Origin of the sequence: Ruminococcus sp. (genome assembly GCF_017549005.1) — a bacterium.
Lineage (GTDB): Bacteria > Bacillota > Clostridia > Oscillospirales > Ruminococcaceae > Ruminococcus.
In genome coordinates this window covers 91,546-107,148 of record NZ_JAFYYT010000053.1, presented here as the reverse complement: position 1 = coordinate 107,148, position 15,603 = coordinate 91,546, and the positions used below count along the sequence as shown (strand labels likewise).

Genomic DNA, 15,603 nt, shown 5'->3' with positions numbered 1-15,603 from the left:
GAACCAGGGACAGCAGAACAACGACTGGAACAACTGGAATCAGGGACAGCAGAATAACGACTGGAACAACTGGAATCAGGGACAGCAGAACAACGACTGGAACAACTGGAACCAGGGTCAGCAGAATAACGACTGGAATAACTGGAACCAGGGCCAGCAGAACAACGACTGGAATAACTGGAACCAGGGCCAGCAGAACAACGACTGGAATAACTGGAACAACGGTCAGCAGCAGAATAATGACTGGAATCAGTGGAATCAGGGCGGTTTTGACTGGAACAACTGGAATGTAAATGACTGGAACAATCAGAATCAGCAGAACAACTGGAACCAGGGACAGCAGCAGAATGACTGGAACAACTGGAATCAGGGACAGCAGAATAATGACTGGAACAATCAGAACCAGTGGAACCAGAACAATGACTGGAATAATCAGAACCAGTGGAACCAGAATAATGACTGGAACAACCAGAATCAGTGGAATCAGGGCGGTCAGGACTGGAATAACTGGGACGTAAACAACTGGAACAATCAGAATCAGCAGAACAACTGGGATCAGGGACAGCAGCAGAACGACTGGAGCAACTGGAATCAGGGTCAGCAGAATAATGACTGGAACCAGCAGAATAACAACAACTCATGGTACAACTGGGAAGTAAATGACTGGAACAACCAGCAGAACAACAATCAGAACCAGAATCAGGGCAACGGAGGCGCTTCAACAGGCAGCTTCAACAGCTCTGCTACAATGGCTGATGACTTCAGGACCGGTTCTTCACGTTACTTCATAGCTTCTGACGGCTGGACAAACGGCAATCCTTTCGACTGCGGCTGGTACAAGTCTCAGACTGCTTTCAGAAACGGTGCGCTCGAGCTCACTATCGACAAGGATAACACAGGCAAGTACAACTATGCAGGTGCTGAGTACAGAACCAACGATTTCTATGGTTTCGGTTACTATGAGACATCTATGCAGGCTATAAAGAACAACGGTGTTGTATCTTCGTTCTTCACTTATACAGGTGAGTCTGACAATAATCCATGGGACGAGATAGATATCGAGATCCTTGGCAAGGACACTACAAAGGTTCAGTTCAATTACTATACAAATGGTAAGGCTGACCACGAAAAGCTCTATGACCTCGGCTTCGACGCTTCACAGGGCTTCCATACATACGGCTTCGACTGGCAGCGCGACCATATCACATGGTACGTTGACGGAAAGGCAGTATACACAGCTTATGACAACATTCCTCAGACACCCGGTAAGCTTATGATGAACGTATGGCCGGGTACAGGTGTTGACGACTGGCTGAACCACTATGACGGAAGAACTCCGCTTACAGCTCGTTATCAGTGGGCAACATACAACAAGCAGTAAGCGCTGACTAAAGATCCTTTTATAAAGTTAATATGATTTTTACGGGAGCAATATCTGCATATTGCTCCCGTTCTTTTTAGGTAAAAATTATGTGTGGAACTGTGTGGACATTCGAGGTTTTTTGGTGTCGTTTCTTGTAATAATCTTTAAAAAAATCACAAAACGTATATAATCCTTTAGCATATTTCACATATTTGCTGCTATCAAATTATACAATCCACCAAAGTTAATATATAACGTATTGACAATGGGGGGAATATTGTGTAGAATACTAAGTATCAGGAAGAAAGTTATAAATTAATGTAAGGCAATAATTTTTTCACATATTAATTTTAACATTTAAGGAGGAAAATCTAATGAAAAAGTTTCTTGCAGTACTCTCAACTCTGGTGATGTTAGGTTCACTCGCTTCATGCGGCGATAATTCAAGCTCATCAGACAACAACAGCAGCAATAACGACACTAAGACTACTACCGCAGCTAAGAAGGACGACGCCGAAGCAAACAACGACGGCGATTCAAACAGCGGCGGCAAGAAGACTGTCGGAATTGCTATGCCTACAAAATCTCTCGAGCGTTGGAACCGTGACGGCGAATACCTCAAGGAGCAGTTTGAGGCAGCAGGCTATGATGTTGAGCTCAAGTACTCAGACAATAAGACAGAGCAGCAGAACAACGATATCCAGTCAATGATCGCAGATAAGGTAGATCTTCTCCTTATCGCTGCTATCGACGGCGAGACCCTCTCTCAGACACTTGCCGACGCTAAGGCTGTAGATATCCCTGTTATCGCTTATGACCGTCTTATCATGAACACAGACGCTGTTTCTTACTATGTATCATTCGATAACTACACCGTTGGTAAGCTCCAGGGCGAGTTTGTACGCGATACCCTCAAGCTTGACAGCGAGGCAGGTCCTTTCAATATCGAGTTCACAGCAGGCGACCCTGCAGATAACAATGCAGGCTTCTTCTTCAACGGCGCTTACGATGTTCTCAAGGACTATATCTCAAAGGGCGTGCTCAAGGTTCCTTCGGGCAAGACTACTTTCGAGCAGGTAGCTACACCTACATGGTCTACTGATAAGGCATTCGAGAATATGCAGAACACTCTTGCTTCTTACTACTCAGACGGTACAAAGCTCGATGTTGCACTCTGCTCAAACGACTCAACAGCTCTCGGTGTTGCAAAGGCTATCGACTCTGACTACAGCGGAGGCAATGCTCCTCTCGTAACAGGTCAGGACGGCGATATCGCTAACCTCCAGAACATCGTTGACGGCAAGCAGTCAATGACAGTATACAAGAACGTAAGCGATGAGGCAGGCGTTACTCTCGACGTTGCAAAGGCTATTCTTTCAGGTCAGACACCTGACGCAAGCCTTTCACTCTCAGCTGAGGCAAAGTATGATACAGAGTCATACAACAACGGCGTTAAGGTAGTTCCTTCATATCTGCTCGTTCCTTATGTTATCACAAAGGATTCACTTGATAAGCTTGTAGATACAGGACTTTATAAGTGGGACAGCAACAATAAGTATCTTGAATCAACAGCTTCTACGACCTGATGAAGAAATAACATATTATAAATCATAATGTCTGAAAAAATGGGGGACGGACTGAGTCCGTCCCTTTTTTCTGAATGAAATTAGGCGCATTCGGAAAAAATACCCCGTAAAATCGCTGTTTCAGACATGGTAAAGGAGGGATATAATTGGCAGAGTTTATTCTTGAAATGAAAAATATCACTAAAGAGTTCCCCGGTGTAAAGGCTCTCGATAATGTTAATTTACAGGTCCGCTCCGGCGAGATACACGCCCTTGTAGGTGAAAACGGCGCAGGAAAATCCACGCTTATGAACGTTCTCAGCGGAACCTATCCTTTCGGAAGCTATACAGGCGATATCGTGTATAACGGCGAGATCTGCCAGTTCAAAACGCTTCACGACAGTGAAGAAAAGGGAATAGTTATCATACACCAGGAGCTTGCGCTTATCCCCGAGCTTTCCATCGGTGAGAATATGTTCCTCGGAAACGAGCGCAAGGGACGCTTCGGAATAGACTGGGACAAAACCTATCACGAAGCAAGGGAGCATATGAAACAGGTAGGCCTTAAAGAAGAGGCGACCACTCTCATAAAGGACATCGGTACAGGTAAGCAGCAGCTCGTTGAGATCGCAAAGGCTCTCAGCAAGAACGTTAAGCTGCTCATACTCGACGAGCCTACCTCATCTCTTAATGAAGAGGATTCAAAAATGCTTCTTGACCTTCTTCTCGGATTCAAGAAGGACGGCATGACTTCGATCATTATTTCCCATAAGCTCAACGAAATTTCCTACGTTGCCGATAAGATCACGGTCCTCCGCGACGGCTCGACTATCGAGACTATCGACAATGAAGCCCATAATATCGACGAAGCACGTATCATACGCGGAATGGTCGGCCGTGAGCTCAGTGACCGTTATCCTGCACGTGAACATAACGTGAGCGACAAGATAGGTATGGAAGTGAAGAACTGGAGCGTTCATCACCCCATATACAACGAGAAAAAGGTCGTTGACAACGTTTCGTTCAATGTTCATCGCGGCGAGATAGTCGGCTTCTCGGGATTGCAGGGCGCAGGACGTACTGAGCTTGCAATGTCTATCTTCGGAAGATCATACGGTACGAATATCAGCGGCGAGTTGAAGATCGACGGTCAGGACAAGAGCCTCAGGAACGTCCGTGACGCTATCGAGGCAGGTCTTGCATACGTTACCGAGGACAGAAAGGGAAACGGTCTTATCCTCGAGCAGAGCATTGCTCAGAACACAACTATGGCGCGTCTTGAAAAGGTGTGCAATAAGGGCATAGTTGACGTCAACAAGGAAAATGCAGTTGCGGATGAGTACAAGGAAAAGCTTCGTACAAAGACGCCTTCCGTACAGCAGGCTGTCGGCAATCTTTCGGGCGGTAATCAGCAGAAGGTGCTGCTTGCCAAGTGGATGTTCGCCGATCCTGAGGTGCTCATACTCGACGAGCCTACAAGAGGTATCGACGTCGGCGCTAAGTACGAGATATACTGCATAATGAACGACCTTGTGGCACAGGGCAAATCCGTGATAATGATATCCTCTGAAATGCCCGAGCTGCTCGGTATGTGCGATCGTATATACGTTATGAACGAAGGCAGAATGGTTGCGGAAATGCCTGCGTCAGAAGCAACGCAGGAAAAGATCATGTCCGCTATCCTTCAGTCTGACAAAAAATAAATGATCGAAGGAGTGTAACATGAACGCTAAAACTTTCATAAAAAAGTACACGATGGTCATCGCGCTCGTCGTTGTATTTATATTCTTTTCTCTTTGGACTGAAGGACGTCTCCTTTATCCACAGAATCTTTCAAACCTTCTGATACAGAACGCATACGTTCTGGTGCTTGCTTGCGGTATGCTCATGTGTATCCTCACAGGCGGTAACATCGACCTTTCGGTAGGCTCTACAGTCTGCCTCATAGGAGCTATAGCGGCTCAGATGCTTACAAAGCATAATATGAACCCGATAATCGTCATCTGCCTCTGCCTGATATTTGCTTGTCTCATCGGTATGTGGCAGGGATTCTGGATAGGTTACATACATATTCCGCCGTTTATCTGTACTCTTGCGGGAATGTTCCTGTTCAGAGGCTTCGGCCGTGCGATACTCGATTCAAAGACTATCGCTATCCCTCAGTCTGACGGTACTGTAGGAAAGAAGTTCCTTGACATCTTCGCTTCCTATATCGAAGTTCCGGGAATTGACACCAAGGACGTAAAGTGGTCTGCTTTCATTCTGGGTATCATTATTGCAGCAGCTCTTGTGGTTATCACATTCCTCAACCGTATAAAGAAGGCTAAGAAGGGCTACAAGCAGGTTTCTGCCGTATCACAGTTTGCAAAGATAATCGTTATCGACGTTCTCGTGCTGGCTTACACATGGAAGATAGCACACTATAAGGGAATCCCTGTAATGGCTATCTGGGTGCTTGCAATAGTATTCATCTATGCATTCATCACATCAAAGACTGCTTTCGGACGTTACTTCTATGCAGTCGGCGGAAACGAAAAGGCTACAAAGCTTTCTGGTATCGACACAAAGAAAGTATACTTCCTCGCTTATACATCAATGTCGCTCCTCGCAGGTCTTTCGGGACTTCTCGTTGCAGCGCGTGTTGGCTCTGTTAACGGCGATACAGGTAACTCGTTTGAGATGGACGCTATCGGTTCATGCTTCATCGGCGGTGCTTCGGCATACGGCGGAAGCGGTACTGTAGGCGGCGTCGTAGTCGGAGCTATCCTTCTCGGCGTTATCAACCAGGGTATGTCCATCAAGGGACTTGATAACAACTGGCAGTACGTAGTCAAGGGTGCAGTTCTTCTTATAGCTGTTATCTTTGACGTTGTATCAAACAAAAAGACAGGTAAAGCTGGCTGATAATACTTTTTGCGGCTCAGGAAACAATATCCTGAGCCGCAACTCGGTTTACAGCATTGTGAGGTGAAAATATGAACGGGATAAAATATGATACGGAAAAGCTGTCAAAAGCGGGAAAGGGTGCGGCATTAAGAGCAGTCGTTGCAATATATATCGCATATCTTGCCTTTAAGATATTTTTTGCCGAGAATACTTCCATGAGCGTCACGGTCAGCCGCATCATCGGAGCCATTTTCATGGCGGCAGATATCGCTTTTATCATTTACACCTATAATCAGTTCCATAAGGAGATGAAAGCTGCCGCTTTAGCCGATGAAGCTCCCGAAACAGACGCGGAGGAAAACGATGAGTGAATACAGAAACGGGCTTTCTGCCATAAAAGCTCTCTATGATGAGTATATATCCGAGGTGGAGCAGCTCGAGCGCAGCAAAAAGCCTGCGGACGGCCTTTTAGGGTTCGGGAAGAAAATTGCCGACGATCCCTGCCATGACCGCTTTTCGGAGCGGCTTGGGAAAATGCTTGAGGATTATGCCGCTGAAAAACCTGATACTTCTGATATAAGGGAAGTGCTGGAGTTCATCTACAGCATTCAGACCGAGCATAAAGACCCCGTCAGCGTTTACTGGCTCCTGAACGCGGTCCACGGATTCACCGCGGAGCTTGTGGGAATGCTGTCCCGTGAGGACGCTTCCGCATTGTATGAGTTTTATGAGAAAAAATGTCCGCGCAGAGAGAGATTCCCTGTGCAGAAAAAGATACTAAATGCGCTGAAAAGCGCTGCAAAATGATAGATCTCTGCCGAGTTTGGCAGAGATTTTTTTGTTAAAATATAAATATTAGTTTCAGGTAGTCCCACATAGGCTTTATTCTGTAATAGTTATATATGAAAATGCAGGGAGGTTTGCTGATGACAGGAAGTGAATTGAAAGAGTTTATCCTATCGTCTCCGCAGAATGGTCAGCGGAGATTTTTTGGCAGCGCTTCAGGAGGACATCGAATCTGTTCGTCCAAAGTATAACTTCAAGGAAATGCGTGACGCTCAGGCTGAGGTCGAGAGAAAGATACGCAAACTCAAGCACGCATTAAATGTGTTCAACACAACAACTATTGTTCCGGATTTTGATATGACAATCGACGAGATTCTCGTATTTCTTCCGCAGCTCAACAAACAGTGTTCTTTACTTAGCGGAATGAGGGACGCTATGCCCAAAGTCCGCGTAAGTTCAGGCTATTCCGGTAACAGTGCAACATTGATACCAACACTCCGCAGGGACGGTTCGTCCTATCTATATTTGCAGCACTATCCGAGCTTGAACGCGAACAGACATTACAGCGCCAGCGCGAGGGCATTGCTATAGCCAAGGCTCTGGGTAAGTATAAAGGCAGACAACCTATAGATATCGACTGGATAAAGTTTGGGCAGCTGTATGAGCAGTGGAAGTCTGGTACTATTACGGCTGTATGGTTTCAGAAAGAGATGGGCCTGCGTGCCAACACCTTTTACCGCAGGCTCAAAGAATACGAAAGAAAGTATATATAATGTAAGAAGGAGCCGGGTGACCGGCTCCAATCATATTTCAATAGGGTGTCCGTTTTCATTGCAATGTTTCAAAAAAGAAAATACCATTTCTGTGAAACAGTTTTTCGCTGTGTCAATAGACCGTGGTCTATTGGTATAGGCTCCTGTTTAGCTCTACGAACGAACTCTTAGGCAGTATCAAGGGACAATATGAAGTGTATCAATGTAGACAGAGGAAACAATACTGTGAAAAGACTAAAAAGATTTGCAGGGTAAATGTTCAGGATTTCAATAAGATAGATGTATAAAAAACAGCCGGCTTCATTCACTGCATCCACCACAACAACTTCCACGACAACTATAACTACAACCAAGAACAAGGAATGAAAAATGATATCTTTCATTACCATAAATAATCATCTTATAAAAGAGGCTGCGGACTTTTCCGCGGCAGAAAATTTTGCCTTTTGGCCATTTATAGCGTTTTCATAATAACCTTATTGATTAGCAGTGCCTGATAAATTCTTTGAAAATGTTCAGACTATTATCGTCTCGCGCATAAGAAAATTCAGGATGCCACTGCACAGCCCATAAGAACTTATGCTTGGGCGAATAAACGGCTTCAATAAGGCCGTCAGGGGCTTTTGCCATAGTTTTGAGCTCCTCTGACAGCAAACGTATGCCCTGATGATGATAGCTGTTGACAGGAAGCTCAAGTTTTTTAAGCAGCTCATGCAGAGGAGTTCCTTTATCTATATATACTTCATGACTAGGAACATCATACGGTGGTTTCTGACAATGTGTAACTGTGTCCGAAAATTGTGAAGGGATATCCTGCCAGAGAGTTCCGCCGAGAGCAGCGTTGATGAACTGAATACCGCGGCATATTCCTAGAATAGGTTTATTAATCTGCATTGCATATTTCAGCAGAAGCGTTTCCATAGCGTCACGTTCGGGACTGCATTCTCCGCAGGCACCTATTTTTCTTGCCGAATAAATTTCAGGGCTTACGTCCTGTCCTCCTGTAAACAAAAATCCGCTGCACATTTCTGTGATTTGTTCAATATGTGTATTTTCACTTGTCAACGGAAGCATTACAGGAAGTCCGCCAGCCTCAATGATACCACCGAAATATCCAGGAAGCATCCAATAGCTGTTTTTTGAGCAGTCAATAAGCGGTACAATACCTATGATTGGGGCTTTTTTCATAACGATACCTCCGAAAAAATAATGGTGCTGTTATTATTGACAGCACCATTGCTTTGTTTACATTATATCGCTAATTGCAGAATATGTCAATATATGATTATCGAAGACAGTATATAATCTACCATACAACCAGCGAAAGGTCAATCGGCAGTAAAAGAAAAAGCTCCCATTACTGAGAGCTTCTCTATCATATACTTTGAATCCAATGGGTTCAAAGTGGAGTTATATCATCTCCGCTGCCGTCAACAGTTTATGTCCGATGACCTTTTCAAGCACGGCAGAGGTCAGCTTTTCCTCGCCATTGCTGCCCTGGACCGCATAGTCCTGATAACTCTGGGCGAGCATCATTCCCATCTGCGGGATACCCGATCTTGCCATAACAGCCATAAATTCATTGCGGCTGACAGGCTTGATCTCCATATCCTTTCCCGAAGATCTTGCAAGCTCTGCATAGGTCACGGCATTGCCCGAAAGCTCCAGTATCTCCTCATCACAGCCGTAAGCGATCACTCTTGCACCTGCTTCGGCAAGGTCACGCTTTGCTGCTCAAGCCACCTTAGCATCTCCTGCATAGTACGGAAAAGCGCCCATTTTAGCACTTGCTTCAAGATAGGGCATCATCATTTCCAGATACCAGCCATTACGCAGGAATGTATGGGGAATGCCTGTCTGACGGATAAGCTCCTCGGTCTGCTTGTGATTGATCTCCAAACCGAATTTATGATACTGCGGTTCGCAGATACTTGTGTAGGCGATATATTTCACACCGCTTGCCTTTGCTGCTTCGACCACATTCTTTTGCAGATCGAATACGGGAACGGAAACAAACAGCAGACGGTCAACACCTTCCATAGCCTTTGTCATTCCCGACAGATCGGAATAATCAGCCACACGGACTTCAAAGCCCTTTGCTTCGAGGTCGGCTTTTTTGCCGTTATCACGCACAAGGGCGATAATGTTGTCATTCGGAGCGAACTCCTTTAAGAAATTGATCGCATAGCTGCCGTATCCTCCTGCGGCTCCTGTTATCATAATGTTCATAGTGGTTACCTCCTGTATTAAAGATATTTGACGGTTTCTGTTATGGGCTTGCGTTTTTCATGTGCGCCCGGATAGGGCTTTGCATCTTCTGCGGGATAGCCGATCGGCAGTAATGCAACAGGCTCTATATGCTCCGGAAGTCCGAATGCAGCCGATACCATATTTGCATCAAATCCTCGCACCCAGCAAGTGCCGATACCCTCATCAAACGCCTGCATCATCATATGTGTTGTGACGATTGCGGTATCGACTTCTGCCGAATCATTACCGTCTACCGCTTTATAGGATTCTGCTGTATTCGCACAGATCAAAAGATACATCGGTGCATTGAAGTGAAATCGTGTCAGCGTTCTGATCTTTGCTACCGCTTCATTGCTTTTCAGAACCAATATCCGCTGTGGCTGAGCGTTCATGGCAGTCGGAGCGACCTGTCCTGCACGGAGGATACGGTCGAGCTTTTCCTGTTCTATCGGTTTGTCCGAATACTGTCTGACTGAATACCTTGCTTCGGCAAGCTCCAAAAAATTGTTAAACATAGTCATTTCTCCTTTCAGTGGATAGATGCACCTAGTTTTCGGGCTTCATCTTCCTTGCCCTTTCCAAGGACAGTACCCCAGTTCTTCCAGCCCATAACATCGGTGAAAATGTGATAAAAATCAAGTGCTTGCTTATAGTATCCGCCCCGAGCAGTCATGATAAAAGCCGTTTCTTTATACTGCTTAGACATATCTGCATAGCCAATGCGGTTCTGGAGCGCATAGAGCCTGTCGATACAGACTTTGAGCTGTCCACTGACCGTACCCCAGTACATAGGAGAAGCAAACACGATCACATCAGCCCACAGATAGGCTTCATTTACCTTTTCCATATCGTCTTTCTGAACACACTGTCCGCCGTTCCTGCTGCAAGCTTCACAGGCAAGACAACCACCGATATTCATGCTCTGCAAATAAAGCTCACTGACCTCGTTGCCTGTGCTTTCTGCGCCTTCGGTAAACGCTTTTACGAGTGAAGCCGTACTGCCGTTTTTGTGGGGAGAGCCGTTGAGTATCAGAATCTTTTTCATCTGCTGAAATCAGCTCCCATCCTGAAACATTCCTGCATATCTATCGGGAATTGTGTATCATGGCGCTGTTTCTTCGCCTGCTCATCGAATGCACCCATACTGTATTTGCTGTAATCGCTGACCTGCAAAGTGTCGAGTGCCGCATAAGACCTTACCTCGCCGTGGAAGAACATCGGAGCGGTATTTTCGGTAACTGCAAGCGTGGGCTTCAAGCCGTTTTCATAATATTCGGGAGTTGCATTCATCGTCCAGATAAAGCCGACATTCAGCTTGCTGTCATAGTAGCTTATCGGTTGACCGTCATAGGAAAGCACGGGGAATGCAAGGCGTTCCCACAATGCACGGAAAGAAGCGGTAGGCTGACCAAAGTAGATCGGAGAACCGATAATGACTGCATCGGCTGCGAGAATCTTTTCAATCAACGGAGAAAGGTCATCTTTCCAATAGCACTTATTGCGCTCCGCCCCCTTCCGTTTACAGGCGAGACATGAACGGCATCCCGTAAAGGTCAGGTCAAAGATGTCGATATACTCTGTTTCTGCGCCGACGGATTCAGCTCCCCTCTGTGCTTCTTTCAGGAGCTGTGCCGTATTCCAGTTTTTTCTCGGACTTGCGTTGATAATGATTGTTTTCATAATCTCACCTCGTAGTTAGTTTAAGATCTTTTTGATCTTGATCGGTTTTTCTGTAATTCTATTATACGATAAGATTGTTCCAATTTCAATTGATAAAAATGCAGTTCTATCAAGATACTTTACATTTTCTAAAATCTATGATATAATCAGATGAAAAAGGAGGTCACAGCCATGACTATGAAAGACCGTACAAAGCTGATGTTCGCAGACGCATTGGAAGAAATATTGCAGGAGAAACCATTTGATAAGGTCAGAGTGCTTGACCTCTGCAAGCGATGTGAAACGACTCCGCAGACCTTTTACTATCATTTCCACGATAAGTATGAGCTGGCTGCGTGGGTGTTCCTGCATGATTTTGCCTATATCGTTGGTGATGCCGAGCCAGATTACTCTCCGCAACGACTTACAGAGATGACGAATCATCTGGTAGCAAGACGCATTTTCTATCAGCGAGCATACAACGATCATTCACAAAATGCCGTCAACACATATATGTTCAACTTCAATTTGCAGAATGCGAAGAAGATCGTGAAGGAGGTCACGGGAGAGGAACTGTCAGCAGAGCAGATGGTTCAGCTAAAATATCATATGCATGGTGTTATGGGCGTTTTTTATGAGCTGATTTATGAAACACTTGAAATGAACGTCGAGAAGATGTCAGCTTTTCTCTACGAAAAGACACCTGATTTTATGAAAGAAGCATTTGCTGGATACCGCTACAAGAGCGAGGAGATACTGGACAGCGATAAATGATGAAAAGGAGCAATGCGCTCCTTTTTTGTTTAATAAGCGCATAAATCTCATGAAATTATATGCACTTCGTCAAAGTTGTAATAATAATATTGACAACTTTCAGTTCTTGTGATATACTAATGTCAGAAAGTTGAAACAAACGATGTTACAACTTTACAGAAACCCACATTTATGTTATACTTTAGGAGGTATTCACTATGAAAATCGCAGTTATTTGTGCAAACGGCAAGGCAGGACAGCTCATCGTTAAAGAGGCTGTAAACAGAGGATTCGACGTTACCGCAGTTGTCAAAGGCGAGAACAAGTCCGCAGCGCAGAATGCTATCGTAAAAGACCTGTTCGATCTGACAGCGGCTGACCTCGCAGGCTTCGACGCAGTTGTGGACGCATTCGGTGCATGGACTCCCGAAACGCTCGGTCAGCACTCCACTTCTCTGAAACACATCTGTGATGTTCTTTCGGGAACGGATACAAGACTGCTCGTTGTCGGCGGTGCAGGAAGTCTTTATGTGAATGCCGAGCATACCGCCTGCGTTTCTGACGGTGCTGATTTCCCTGAGATCTTCAAGCCCCTTGCGGCTGCTATGGCTAAAGCTCTGGGCGAACTCCGTGAGCGTAATGATGTCAAGTGGACTTACATCAGCCCCGCAGGAGATTTTCAGGCTGACGGCGAACGCACAGGCAAATACATCCTTGCAGGCGAAGAACTTACTCTCAACAGCAAGGGCGAGAGCATTATCAGCTATGCAGACTATGCAGTTGCTATGGTTGACGAGATTGAAAAAGGCGGTCACATTGGTCAGCGCATCAGCGTAGTTAGAGAATAAGAAAGAGATGATCATTCGTGCAGATTACAAGTAAATTTACAGCGGCAGTTCATATCCTCACCTGTATCGAGGTTTTCGACGGTGAGATGCGTGTAACGAGCGATTTCCTTTCGGGCAGTACGGGCGTGAATGCGGTGATCGTCCGCAATGTCCTCGGACAGCTCCGTGAGGCAGGAATCGTAGAAACTCGTCAGGGCAGCGGCGGCGCACACCTTGCCAAGCCCACAAGCGAGATCACGCTGTATGATGTTTACAGAGCTGTAGAATGCACGGACGATGACGGACTCTTCCGCTTTCATGAGAACCCCAATGCGAAATGCCCCGTGGGACGGAATATACATAAGGTCATGGACGGCAGACTTGAAGCGGCTCAGTCGGCTCTTGAAAATGAGTTGAAAAAGACTACGCTTGCAGAGATCGTTGCCGATACCAAGAAGATCATCGAAGAAGAATAAACATAAGAGTGTGCTGAAACCCAGCACACTCTTTCCATAGAGGGTGATGTTATGACAGTGAAAGATTATCTCGCATTCATCGTGGAGCAGATACACTCCACCGTAATTGCGACCGTGGACGAGGACTGCTTGCCCGTGACCTGCGTGATAGATATGATGTACGCCGATGAAAACGGTCTGTACTTCCTCACTGCAAAGGGTAAGAACTTCTATCAGCGGTTAAAGGATAAGAGCTATCTTGCATTATCGGGCAAAAAGGGCGAGGATACCATGAGCTGTACCGCCGTTTCTGTTCGTGGCAAAGTCAGAGAGATTGGACAGGATATGCTCCCACTGCTGTTTGAAAAAAATCCGTATATGCTTGAAATATATCCGACCGAAGAAAGCCGGAAGGCTCTGACTGTCTTCCAGATATATGAAGGCAGCGGAGAATGGTTCGATCTTTCCAAGAAACCCATAGAGCGTGACAGCTTCATATTCGGCGGTGCTGAGAATAAAGCAAGCGGATATTTCGTGACCGATGATTGTATCGCCTGCGGTTCATGCCTTGCAGATTGTCCGCAAAACTGTATTGCCCTGATGGAAAAGGCTGTTATCAGGCAGGAAAACTGTCTGCACTGCGGAAACTGTGAGGCGATATGTCCCGTAGGTGCTGTTGTAAAGAGGTGATCGTATGACAAACAAACTCGATTTTCTGATAGACTATCTTCTTTCGGAAAGAAAAGATGTGGGCGATATCCGTATTCCCGATAATAACAACGACAAGTTCCGACTTTACAGAAGCCTTGTGAATATCCGTCCTGCGGTGAAAGCAGATGACAGCTTTCTGCAGACGGAGGACGAGTATCTGCGAGAGCTGACCGAAAGCAAAGGCATCACCGATATTGCGGACTTAACGCTCATAGAGGACGGTGTTTATCTCTGGCAGGGCGATATTACCACGCTGAAATGCGGAGCGATCGTTAATGCCGCCAACTCCGGAATGACAGGTTGCTGGCAGCCGTGCCATAGCTGTATCGACAACTGCATACACACCTTTGCTGGCGTTCGGCTCCGGTACGAATGCGGTCAGCTTATGGAAAAGCAGGGACACGAAGAACCGACCGGACAGGCAAAGATCACGAAAGCATATAACTTGCCCTGCGACTATGTAATACATACCGTCGGACCGATCGTTCAGGGACAGCTCACCGAGGAGCATTGCAGGCTGCTTGAAAGCTCCTACAAAAGCTGTCTTGATGTTGCTGTACAGAACGGAATCGGCAGTATTGCATTCTGCTGTATCTCAACAGGAGTATTCGGTTTTCCGCAGAAAGAAGCGGCGGAGATCGCTGCCCGAACAGTAAGAGAATATCGTCAGAAACACGATATACAGGTTGTTTTCAACGTGTTCAAGGAGGACGATTATGAGATATACAAAGGATTACTCGGCAGAAATTGAACGCCTGAGAAAAGAAATACAGACTGCTGATGCTATTATAATTGGTGCTGGTGCAGGACTTTCCACAGCAGCAGGCTTTACCTATTCGGGAGAGCGTTTGCAGAAATACTTTGCCGATTTCGTTGAAAAATACGGCTTCAGGGATATGTATTCCGGCGGTTTTTATCCGTTCCCGACACTTGAAGAACAGTGGGCATACTGGTCACGCTACATTTACATCAACCGCTACATGGACGCAGACAACGGCACATACAAGCGGCTGTTTGAGCTTGTGAAGGACAAAGACTATTTCGTGCTGACCACGAATGTCGATCATCAGTTTCAAAAGGCAGGATTTGACAAGAGCCGATTGTTTTACACGCAGGGCGATTACGGCTTGTGGCAGTGCAGTGAACCGTGTCACCAAAAGACCTACGACAACAAGGAAACAGTCAGGGCAATGTTTGAACAGCAGAAAGATATGCGTATCCCCACCGAGCTGATACCGCACTGTCCCGTCTGCGGAAAGCCTATGAGCATGAACCTTCGTGCAGATGATACCTTTGTCGAGGATGAGGGCTGGCACAAAGCTGCTGAGCGTTATCATGATTTCCTCGACAGCCACAACGGACAGCATATCCTGTTCCTTGAACTCGGCGTCGGCATGAACACGCCCGTCATCATTAAATATCCCTTCTGGAAGATGACCTATGCAAATCCGAAAGCTGTCTATGCCTGCGTGAATTTCGGTGAAGCCTATGTTCCCGATGAGATACAGGAGCAAAGCATCTGTATCAATGGGGATATTCAGGAAGTGCTGGACGGTATAGCTGAAAAGTGAATAG

18 protein-coding genes and 2 pseudogenes are annotated in these 15,603 nt (G+C 46.0%); 14 read left to right on the top strand and 6 right to left on the bottom strand.

The genetic code is table 11. The annotated features are described in order from the left end of the window. Positions 1–772 precede the first annotated feature (772 nt). The 8 genes and pseudogenes from IKW96_RS13230 to IKW96_RS13195 form a co-directional block, all read left to right on the top strand. Positions 773–1,360 (top strand): annotated as a pseudogene (locus tag IKW96_RS13230) (glycoside hydrolase family 16 protein); the annotation flags it as partial. A gap of 377 nt (positions 1,361–1,737) precedes the next feature. Continuing rightward, on the top strand, positions 1,738–2,949 hold the full coding sequence (locus IKW96_RS13225; protein ID WP_296575783.1) for a sugar-binding protein: 1,212 nt from the start codon (positions 1,738–1,740) through the stop codon (positions 2,947–2,949). A 146-nt stretch (positions 2,950–3,095) separates the two neighbouring features. Further along, positions 3,096–4,631, top strand: coding sequence for a multiple monosaccharide ABC transporter ATP-binding protein (gene mmsA, locus IKW96_RS13220; RefSeq protein ID WP_296575780.1), 1,536 nt, complete (start codon positions 3,096–3,098; stop codon positions 4,629–4,631). A 19-nt stretch (positions 4,632–4,650) separates the two neighbouring features. Further along, on the top strand, positions 4,651–5,832 hold the full coding sequence (locus tag IKW96_RS13215) for a sugar ABC transporter permease (protein WP_296575776.1): 1,182 nt from the start codon (positions 4,651–4,653) through the stop codon (positions 5,830–5,832). Between the two features lie 71 nt (positions 5,833–5,903). Continuing rightward, positions 5,904–6,185: a hypothetical protein gene (locus tag IKW96_RS13210; protein ID WP_296575773.1), complete on the top strand. Its 282-nt coding sequence runs from the start codon at positions 5,904–5,906 to the stop codon at positions 6,183–6,185. Then, the gene (locus IKW96_RS13205; protein ID WP_296575770.1) at positions 6,178–6,621 is read left to right on the top strand and encodes a hypothetical protein; all 444 of its coding nucleotides are present in this window, start codon (positions 6,178–6,180) and stop codon (positions 6,619–6,621) included. Before IKW96_RS13210 ends, IKW96_RS13205 begins: the two co-directional genes overlap by 8 nt. A gap of 183 nt (positions 6,622–6,804) precedes the next feature. Beyond that, entirely contained in the window at positions 6,805–7,191 is a 387-nt protein-coding gene (locus IKW96_RS13200) for a hypothetical protein (protein ID WP_296575767.1), read from the top strand. Continuing rightward, positions 7,080–7,373, top strand: a pseudogene (locus IKW96_RS13195) (recombinase family protein); the annotation flags it as partial. The gene IKW96_RS13200 and the pseudogene IKW96_RS13195, both read left to right, overlap by 112 nt. Positions 7,374–7,856: 483 nt before the next feature. Here IKW96_RS13195 and IKW96_RS13190 read toward each other — a convergent pair. The 6 genes from IKW96_RS13190 to IKW96_RS13165 form a co-directional block, all read right to left on the bottom strand. After that, complete coding sequence (locus IKW96_RS13190; protein ID WP_296575765.1) at positions 7,857–8,561, bottom strand: gamma-glutamyl-gamma-aminobutyrate hydrolase family protein; 705 nt, start codon at positions 8,559–8,561, stop codon at positions 7,857–7,859. Between the two features lie 222 nt (positions 8,562–8,783). Continuing rightward, positions 8,784–9,071 carry a hypothetical protein gene (locus IKW96_RS13185; protein WP_296575762.1) on the bottom strand — a complete coding sequence of 96 codons (288 nt, stop codon included), beginning with the start codon at positions 9,069–9,071 and terminating at the stop codon, positions 8,784–8,786. Positions 9,072–9,107: 36 nt separating this feature from the next. After that, positions 9,108–9,602 carry an NAD(P)H-binding protein gene (locus tag IKW96_RS13180; protein WP_296575759.1) on the bottom strand — a complete coding sequence of 165 codons (495 nt, stop codon included), beginning with the start codon at positions 9,600–9,602 and terminating at the stop codon, positions 9,108–9,110. A gap of 17 nt (positions 9,603–9,619) precedes the next feature. Continuing rightward, the gene (locus tag IKW96_RS13175; RefSeq protein WP_296575756.1) at positions 9,620–10,138 is read right to left on the bottom strand and encodes a nitroreductase family protein; all 519 of its coding nucleotides are present in this window, start codon (positions 10,136–10,138) and stop codon (positions 9,620–9,622) included. 14 nt (positions 10,139–10,152) lie between these two features. Further along, entirely contained in the window at positions 10,153–10,668 is a 516-nt protein-coding gene (locus tag IKW96_RS13170) for a flavodoxin family protein (RefSeq protein ID WP_296575753.1), read from the bottom strand. Beyond that, positions 10,665–11,303 (bottom strand): flavodoxin family protein, encoded by a 639-nt coding sequence (locus IKW96_RS13165; RefSeq protein WP_296575750.1) that lies wholly within the window; start codon positions 11,301–11,303, stop codon positions 10,665–10,667. The genes IKW96_RS13170 and IKW96_RS13165 overlap by 4 nt, the downstream gene beginning before the upstream one ends. Before the next feature lie 171 nt (positions 11,304–11,474). Here IKW96_RS13165 and IKW96_RS13160 point away from each other — a divergent pair, with 171 nt between their 5' ends. From IKW96_RS13160 to IKW96_RS13135, 6 genes are all read left to right on the top strand, one after another. Continuing rightward, positions 11,475–12,056 carry a TetR family transcriptional regulator gene (locus IKW96_RS13160; RefSeq protein WP_296575746.1) on the top strand — a complete coding sequence of 194 codons (582 nt, stop codon included), beginning with the start codon at positions 11,475–11,477 and terminating at the stop codon, positions 12,054–12,056. A gap of 197 nt (positions 12,057–12,253) precedes the next feature. Further along, the gene (locus tag IKW96_RS13155) at positions 12,254–12,883 is read left to right on the top strand and encodes an NAD(P)-dependent oxidoreductase (RefSeq protein WP_296575743.1); all 630 of its coding nucleotides are present in this window, start codon (positions 12,254–12,256) and stop codon (positions 12,881–12,883) included. 17 nt (positions 12,884–12,900) lie between these two features. Then, complete coding sequence (locus IKW96_RS13150) at positions 12,901–13,338, top strand: Rrf2 family transcriptional regulator (protein ID WP_296575740.1); 438 nt, start codon at positions 12,901–12,903, stop codon at positions 13,336–13,338. 51 nt (positions 13,339–13,389) lie between these two features. Beyond that, positions 13,390–14,007, top strand: a complete 618-nt coding sequence (locus IKW96_RS13145; protein WP_296575738.1) for a 4Fe-4S binding protein — start codon at positions 13,390–13,392, stop codon at positions 14,005–14,007. A 4-nt stretch (positions 14,008–14,011) separates the two neighbouring features. Continuing rightward, positions 14,012–14,779 carry a protein-ADP-ribose hydrolase gene (locus IKW96_RS13140; RefSeq protein WP_296575734.1) on the top strand — a complete coding sequence of 256 codons (768 nt, stop codon included), beginning with the start codon at positions 14,012–14,014 and terminating at the stop codon, positions 14,777–14,779. Then, positions 14,745–15,599 (top strand): Sir2 silent information regulator family NAD-dependent deacetylase, encoded by an 855-nt coding sequence (locus IKW96_RS13135; protein ID WP_296575733.1) that lies wholly within the window; start codon positions 14,745–14,747, stop codon positions 15,597–15,599. Before IKW96_RS13140 ends, IKW96_RS13135 begins: the two co-directional genes overlap by 35 nt. Positions 15,600–15,603: the final 4 nt, after the last annotated feature.

Coding starts and splice junctions, on each gene's coding strand:
- IKW96_RS13160 (WP_296575746.1), top strand. CDS start 11,475: ATGACTATGAAAGACCGTACAAAGCTGATGTTCGCAGACGCATTGGAA.
- IKW96_RS13135 (WP_296575733.1), top strand. CDS start 14,745: ATGAGATATACAAAGGATTACTCGGCAGAAATTGAACGCCTGAGAAAA.
- IKW96_RS13210 (WP_296575773.1), top strand. CDS start 5,904: ATGAACGGGATAAAATATGATACGGAAAAGCTGTCAAAAGCGGGAAAG.
- IKW96_RS13145 (WP_296575738.1), top strand. CDS start 13,390: ATGACAGTGAAAGATTATCTCGCATTCATCGTGGAGCAGATACACTCC.
- IKW96_RS13140 (WP_296575734.1), top strand. CDS start 14,012: ATGACAAACAAACTCGATTTTCTGATAGACTATCTTCTTTCGGAAAGA.
- IKW96_RS13180 (WP_296575759.1), bottom strand. CDS start 9,602: ATGAACATTATGATAACAGGAGCCGCAGGAGGATACGGCAGCTATGCG.
- IKW96_RS13165 (WP_296575750.1), bottom strand. CDS start 11,303: ATGAAAACAATCATTATCAACGCAAGTCCGAGAAAAAACTGGAATACG.
- IKW96_RS13190 (WP_296575765.1), bottom strand. CDS start 8,561: ATGAAAAAAGCCCCAATCATAGGTATTGTACCGCTTATTGACTGCTCA.
- IKW96_RS13170 (WP_296575753.1), bottom strand. CDS start 10,668: ATGAAAAAGATTCTGATACTCAACGGCTCTCCCCACAAAAACGGCAGT.
- IKW96_RS13205 (WP_296575770.1), top strand. CDS start 6,178: ATGAGTGAATACAGAAACGGGCTTTCTGCCATAAAAGCTCTCTATGAT.
- IKW96_RS13155 (WP_296575743.1), top strand. CDS start 12,254: ATGAAAATCGCAGTTATTTGTGCAAACGGCAAGGCAGGACAGCTCATC.
- IKW96_RS13215 (WP_296575776.1), top strand. CDS start 4,651: ATGAACGCTAAAACTTTCATAAAAAAGTACACGATGGTCATCGCGCTC.
- IKW96_RS13175 (WP_296575756.1), bottom strand. CDS start 10,138: ATGTTTAACAATTTTTTGGAGCTTGCCGAAGCAAGGTATTCAGTCAGA.
- IKW96_RS13225 (WP_296575783.1), top strand. CDS start 1,738: ATGAAAAAGTTTCTTGCAGTACTCTCAACTCTGGTGATGTTAGGTTCA.